Annotated in this window: 2 protein-coding genes and 1 pseudogene; all 3 read right to left on the reverse strand. The window is 39.4% G+C overall.

Annotated elements, in window-relative coordinates; all coding sequences use genetic code 11:
- On the reverse strand, window positions 1–293 hold a 293-nt coding region (locus tag J2T50_RS10495; protein ID WP_253366418.1), incomplete at its 3' end, for a Rha family transcriptional regulator.
- An 87-nt stretch (window positions 294–380) separates the two neighbouring features.
- Entirely contained in the window at window positions 381–1,088 is a 708-nt protein-coding gene (locus tag J2T50_RS10500; RefSeq protein ID WP_253366420.1) for a Rha family transcriptional regulator, read from the reverse strand.
- 62 nt (window positions 1,089–1,150) lie between these two features.
- Window positions 1,151–1,318: pseudogene (locus tag J2T50_RS10505) on the reverse strand (Rha family transcriptional regulator); the annotation flags it as partial.

Genomic DNA, 1,318 nt, shown 5'->3' on the forward strand with positions numbered 1-1,318 from the left:
TCAAAGAATGCTTTGACTAGGTTCTTTTTGAATTCTCTGACGGGTTCGGTGTTTCCTAGATAGGTAACTAATAAAGTCGCCTGCTGTTCGTTTAAGTGGTAAATTCTCCTAGGTCGTCCCCTACCTTCGATTATTTTTGTCATTTCAAATGACAAAATCCCAAACGCTTCTAAATCCTTTTTATGCTTATCAATCAGCTTTCTAACTGAAATAATGTCAATTTCAGCATGTTCAGCTATGATGTCGTGTGTTGTGTACGGCTCTTTCTTGCCGTCCATGTAAACAATGTGCATGTTTGCCCCTTTTCTAGTTACCCATGAAAAATATAGTGATAAATATAAACCACAATAGGGTAACGATTAAAAAACTAATGTCTGTGTTCATTGTGTACCTCCGATAACCTCAACCAGTCGCTTCACTCGTTCAAGACCTTTGTTAATATCTGATAGGCTATCCATATCGACCAATTCAGCTAGTTTGTTCTTGATATAGATTAGGTCACTGATACTAGGTAAGGCTTGGTGTTGCATTGGTTGCTCTGATAAATCAAGCAAAATCTGTGTAGCTTCATGCAACTGCTCGCCCTGCTCCCAGAAGTAATTGATATATTTAGCTGTAAATACTGAGCCTTTTTGCCCAGTCATTTTGTGCTGGATAAACTCGCAACCTTTTTTAGTAATCATATAGCAAGGATTTTCTTTGCCATTGCTCGCTGTGTAAGTTGTTTCTTGCCAAAAATCAGTACAGCGCAAATCTGCGCCCTTTAAATATTCACTATATTGCCGAATGTCTCGCATTAGTTCTTTGTGTTTTTTGTTAGTCCACTCTGCGACTGTTCGACTGTCTAACGCTATAACCTCTGCCTGTGTCTCCTGTTGTGCAAATATCGTCATCGGTTCATGCTCCTTTTTGTAATTCAATATAAAACGGTTTAAACGGTCTCTAAACGGTTGACTAGGTGTATGTCTGCCTACTCGCCAATGGCTAACTGCTTGATTTGTAGCACCGATTGCTTCGGCTATGGTGGAGTTGCTTACTCCGTAAGTTTCTTGAAAAGTATTCAAGTAATTGCTGTAGTTTCTACGCATGTTCCTGCCCCTTTCTAACTGTAAAACAGTTCATCAATCGTGATGTCTAGCTTGATTTCTTTCTGCTCGGTATTCTTTAAGAATGTAATAAGCAAGGTCGCCTGTTGTTCATTCAAAATATAATCTTTAGCTTGCTGGCCACTTGGCAAAGGTCGCATTTGAAATGCTAGCTTTCCATAGCGTTCTAAGCGGTCTCTTTGTTTTCTGATATGCTCTTGTATAGCGTGATG

This window comes from Streptococcus gallinaceus (genome assembly GCF_024170225.1).
GTDB lineage: Bacteria > Bacillota > Bacilli > Lactobacillales > Streptococcaceae > Streptococcus > Streptococcus gallinaceus.